This window comes from Paenibacillus sp. 01L418 (assembly GCF_056400045.1).
On sequence record NZ_JBFTSN010000053.1, the window covers coordinates 21523 to 27668 of the forward strand.

The 6146-nt window shown below is 40.1% G+C and carries 2 protein-coding genes; one reads left to right on the top strand and one right to left on the bottom strand.

Annotated features, from left to right (window positions below):
• Positions 1 to 10: 10 nt before the first annotated feature.
• Positions 11 to 1675 (bottom strand): GspE/PulE family protein, encoded by a 1665-nt coding sequence (locus tag AC1DSE_RS10210; RefSeq protein ID WP_477512209.1) that lies wholly within the window; start codon positions 1673 to 1675, stop codon positions 11 to 13.
• Between the two features lie 263 nt (positions 1676 to 1938).
• Here AC1DSE_RS10210 and AC1DSE_RS10215 point away from each other — a divergent pair, with 263 nt between their 5' ends.
• A complete protein-coding gene (locus AC1DSE_RS10215; protein ID WP_477527649.1) occupies positions 1939 to 6144 on the top strand; it encodes an Ig-like domain-containing protein in 4206 nt (1401 codons plus the stop codon).
• Positions 6145 to 6146: the final 2 nt, after the last annotated feature.

Sequence of the window (6146 nt, forward strand, 5' to 3'; positions counted from 1 at the left end):
CACCCTCCGCCTAATGTGCTACCGTCTCGCGCAGCACTTCCTGCAGCGTCGTAATCCCACGTGTTACTTTTTCCAAGCCGTCGTCCATCAATTGAATCATGCCTTGCCCTGCTGCCGCTTCACGCAATTGTTGAACGGATGCCCCTTCGTTAATAAGCTCGCGCAGCTCATCATTCACAAACAATACCTCGTGAATAGCAACTCGACCGCGATATCCAGTATTGTTGCAGCTTCCACAGCCTTTGCCCTTTATAAGCATCTCTATCTCAATTGAACGACTTCTCAAAAATATTCGTTCCTGGTCGGTCACGGCATGCGACTGCTTGCAGTCCGCACAAACGCGTCGGACAAGCCTTTGCGCAACAACGCCTACGAGAGAGGAAGCAATCAAATAGGGTTCAACGCCCATATCTCTAAAACGGGTAATCGTACTAACCGAATCATTCGTATGTAAAGTCGACAATACCAAATGCCCTGTCAACGATGCACGGATCGCAATTTCTGCCGTTTCGCTGTCTCGAATTTCACCCACCATAACGACGTTCGGATCTTGCCGCAAAATAGATCGCAGTCCTGCTGCAAATGTCAGCCCGATATTCGGACTCACATGCACCTGATTGATGCCTTCCAGCTGATACTCAACAGGATCTTCAATCGTAATAATATTCGTATCTTCCTGATTCAAATGCTGAAGTCCAGAATATAAAGTAGTTGTTTTACCGCTGCCTGTAGGGCCAGTTATAAGCAAAATCCCGTATGGCTTGTCGATCATTTCTTTAAATAAGGTGAAGTTATGCTCGTTGAAGCCCAGCTGGTCAATCGCCTTCACACCAGTACTTAAATCGAGAATCCGCAATACAATTTTTTCACCGTGAATTGTAGGAAGTGAGGATACGCGAATATCGACATTTTTAAAATCAACCTGCATCTTAATGCGTCCGTCTTGTGGCAGTCTGCGTTCCGCAATATTGAGCTTTGCCATAATTTTGAGCCTGGCTGTGATAAAGCCTTGCATTTGCTTCGGAACCGTCTTCTCCGTTCTAAGCACACCATCCACCCGATAACGAATCGATATTTGCATCTCGCCTGGGTCCACATGAATATCCGATGCCCTTAGTTGAACAGCTTGCTGAATCATCTGATTCACAAGGCGAACGACGGGCGAATCTTCATCCATCACTTCTATTTCTTGAATATCATCTGAAGAAGAAAGATCGACCAGCATCTGATTCATGGAATCTTGAAGACCGTAATGACGAGCAATAGCTCTTTGTAGTTCATCTCTGCTTGAAATGGCTGGTTCGATACGGAAGCCCGTGCTCATTCGTAATTCTTCTATTGCAAAATAATCAAGCGGATCGGCCATCGCGACCATTAGCCTTCCGCCTTCTTTTTGAATCGGAATAGCTTGGTAACGTCTTGCCATGCTCTCTGGAATAATCTGAGCGATTGCCGGATCTATTTGAAATTTGTATAAACTCACATGTGGGATACCAAGTTGGAACTCTAAAACCTCTATTAGTTGCTGTTCGGTAATATAACCTTGTGTAATGAGCAAGTCACCCAGCTTTTGTTTGGTCTTACTCTGCTCACGCAACGCTTCCTGCAGCTGCTCCTCAGAAATCAGCAAGCTCTCAACAAGCAAATCTCCTAGTCTTTTTTTGATTGCCGCCACAGCTTCAACCCCTATCTCTATCCCTATTCCAATGCAAATAAATAGTTTTATATAATTGGTTCCATATACCTACTTAACATTGAATCCTATCTTTAAATCTACAATATTCGCTCTCTTATATGTATTTCGCTTGTTTATCTTGCAACAACTAGCGTTGTCGCTTACACTGATTATATCCTACATATGGCAAATTACAACAGTTTTCATTGCAATTTTTAGGTAATAAGACTCATTTGATTTTAGTTTATAAGGAGGAAAGGATCATGAATCTATCATTTCTGAGGAAAAGAGTTTCAATCGTTTGCATTATTACGATACTAGCTATGACTTTTACATACATCGGGGTTAAGCCTTACTTAGTTAAAGCAGCAGTGCCTAGCACTACGATTACATTGAGTAATAATTCGAAGTTTGTTTCCGTGAAGAATGATTCAATTAGCGTAAACACAAACCAATATTTCTTAGACGAGTTGTTTGAGCTTGAGGATCATGGCAATGATCTCGTGTCTATCAAATCCAAAGGCACCAACAAATATCTTTCCTATTCCACATCATCCTCTAATGTAAATAAACTTACAGTTTTAACAAAAACGAATCCTTCAGATAGTGAAAAATTCGTGAAGCAAGCGGTKTCTGAAGGAATTGTTCGATTTAAAACGAAAAATACAATTAATTCCTCGCAAAAATACTTGGAAGTAAATTCAAACACTTTAGTTGCTAAAAACGATACAGAAACTGATTCTCAAAAATTCAATCTTTCTATTAAAAGGCTTCGTCCTACTGTTAACGTATTGGAAATTACCGAATCAGGATCTTCTGATCTGACTGCTGCGGTCGGTACAACTAACCTAATTACGATAAAAACGTTAAGCATGAAACAATTTGTTGCTTCACGCGAACAGCTAGATGGGAACTATGACGCGATATATATTGGCAAGGGTAGTTATAGTATCACACTCCCTACTCAAAGCTCTACGTCAAGTGCGCATAATACTGCTAGCAAGCAAAATGATATTACTCAATTAAAAGCAACAGAGATTATTAAAAACTTCGTTGACAAAGGACTCCCAGTTATTCTCTATAGCGATTCTACAGACAGAAGCAAAAAAGGATTACTGCACCAGGCTGATTTAGGAAGTGGCAATAACATAAAAGAAGCTCTTTTGAAAAAAAACTTCGCCATCTACAACCAAGCAGGAAAGACTAAAAGCAATGTAATTTTTGTGAACAATAATGACATTTCTAGCCAAACTAATTTTGTATCGAAAATCAATCTTCTTGATAATGGGAATATCCGACCGTTACTCACCCTAACCGAGAAGCCTGATGGCTACACATCAACTTCGACAAAAAAGTATTCTCCTGATGAGATCATCACATTTAAGTACGCAGTCGATAACCTTGGCGATGTCGCTTCTAAAAACATTAATTTAAACTTATATATTGGAACTGACAGTTCTCTGCCGTTTGGTGCTGAACAATTTGTTACTTCTCAAACGGTTACAGAGAAAAGCGGTACGCTTACGTATAAGCTTCCACCCGGATACTCTGGTCTTCAGTATTGGAGACTCGAGCTATCAGAATTCGGCAGTCCTTTAAAAGATATTCAAACTGGGGTATACCGCTTCCAAGATGAGAAAATTAATATTAAAGTACTTCAAGTATTGCCGAACAAAAACACAAACGACAGCAATCTAAACAATAATTTACAATCAAAAGATTTAATAACTAATGATTATGGCATTACGATCGATACGACCTCAATAACTAATTTTAATAATAGCGGGTACAACACATTAAACGGAAAATATGACATGCTCATATTCGGATTTGTCGATGAGTACAACAACTTTGCACCAATCGGTAATAACGCAACAGCTGCTGTACAGCAGTTCATAAGTACAGGTCAGAGCGTTATGTTTACGCATGATACTATCTTTGTGAATAATAATAGCGAAAGTCAAAACTGGCTCAATAAATTCCAAACGACAACTGGACAAATTGCCCCACGTACAGACATGGGACTCGGAAATCCACTACAAGCTACATCAACAGAAAAAGTAAATGAAGGACTATTAACGCAATACCCTTTTTTATTAAACGAATCCACACAGGTCGCTACGACGCACAACCAGTATTTCACTCTTGATTTAGAGGACGCTACTGTTATCCCTTGGTACAATATGATCGGTGGTGTCCGTACTTCCGGTGACAGCTGGAATCATTATTACACGTATTCAAAAGGCAATGTGACCTATTCAGGTTCAGGTCATACAAATAAAGGCTTCCCAGCGTGGGAACAAAAGTTGTTTATCAATACCATGTATAGAGCATTTATGGGATCTAATCATGCTCCTCAACTGACTGTCTACAGTCCAATTGAGTATAATCAAGTCGACAATAACTTTATCCCCTCCTATCAGGATCTTCTGATTAACTACAAGGCTGAGGATTTCGACTTGAACGATCGAGAACTAACAACATCAATAAATCTGATATACAACGGAAAATCTTATCCATTAACAACTAACGAAAAGATTCTTTCAGGATCAACCGTGAATAAGACCGTTACTAATCCTCTTCCAAACGGCGGAGATTTGAAAGTCCAAATTATCGCAAGCGATGCTAAAGGTGCTGAAGTTGTTAAATTCATAAATGTAAAGGTTGTTAAAGTCTCCTCCAACCTTGAACTGAATCGCACCGTTTCCAGTAATGTCGATCAGGAGACCGTTGGAAAGGATACAGCAGCAACCTTCACCTATACGCTGACACCTAAACCAATAAACAGAAACGAAGCGCTTGCCGCTGATCGAATGATCATTACATCGTTGAAATTTAAAGAAACGTTTCCTGCTAATTTAGAGATAGGAGCACTTCCGCCTGATTTTAATAAGATCGGTACTTTGGCTACAGGCTACACAGTCACTGGAACAATTAAAGATATCAAATATACGCTTTCTGGAAACACATACACAGCTAATCCGTTTACTTTCAATATTCCGGTTACACCGAAAAAAGACGGGTCTTATCCATTACTTGATGCCGTATTAGATTTTAAAGATATTGGTGAGCAGGCATCCAAAAAGCTGCAATTCCCACATTATGTATTAAAAGCAATTACTAAAATCAAGACGGTGACTGTAAATAATAAAACGATTTTAGTAGGTGACAGACTGCCTTTGATCCCCGTATTTACGCCTGAAGAACCTACTAATAAACAACTGATTTGGACGTCTGATCGTCCTACTGTTGTTTCCATCGATAGCAGTACTGGCATTATTACAGGCATCACATCAGGTACCGCAAACATAACTGTGTCAACAACTGATGGCAGTAAAATTACAACAAGCGCAGTCGTTACCGTTATTAGCCCAGGGCTTAATATTACAGGCCCTGAAAATGTCGCCGTCAATGAATCCATTATTCTGGAATCAAAACTATTTACAGCAGATTATGAGAATATCACATCCTATAACTGGAAAGTCACATCAAACACTGGAAATATAAGCTTAAGCAACACCAGCGGCAGCTCAACGAATGTACAGGGATTATCAGCTGGGGATGCAACCATTACCCTAAAGGTGACTACTGATCAGACAGATCCTGTAACGAACAAAAAAAGAGAATATACCGCGACAAAGACAATATCGGTATACAAGAAGCTAATAAGTATCGATTTAGCTGATGCAACGCTTTTACTTAACGAAACAAAGCAAATGACACCTGTGTTTAATCCAGTCGATGCAAAAAACAAAGCGGTCACCTGGTCATCGAGCGATACCTCTATTGTAACTGTCGGAAGTGACGGTAAAATTACAGGGGTTGGCATTGGAGCAGCAACGATTACAGTTACAGCTTCGGATGGCAGTGGGATATCCAAAAATGCATTAGTAACCGTGACATTACCGAACCCAGTCATTAGTGGACCAAGTAATATTCCATTAGGTACGAGCATTGCATTATCGGCTATCATTCCTGCTTCTGGCAATGACCCGATTAAAAAAGCAGTTTGGAGTGTTACAGAAGGAAATGCGAATGGTATTTTGGATTCACAAACACAAACTTCTGCAACACTTAAAGGCATAAAAGCTGGCAATGTAGAAGTTAAACTAACGGTGACGACGAACACAGGGCGTACTTACGTTTCTAACAAGCTAACCATTGAAGTAAACCAAGTTAAATTGAAATTATCGAACACTAAAACAGTTACTCCTGGAACAGAGTTGGATTTGTGGAATGAACTCGGTTCAGATCCCACTTATGGTAAAACAAACATTAAGGATTCGCTAGTTTGGAGTAGCAGCGATTCTTCAATCGTTAGCGTTAGTTYTGACGGTAAAATAAAGGCCCTTAAGCCTGGTTCAGCAACGATTACAGCAGTCTACTCACATGATCCAAAGGTCAATGCTCAAATTACTATTATCGTTACCTATCCGCCTTCTCCGACAGACGGAACAGACAGATACTAACG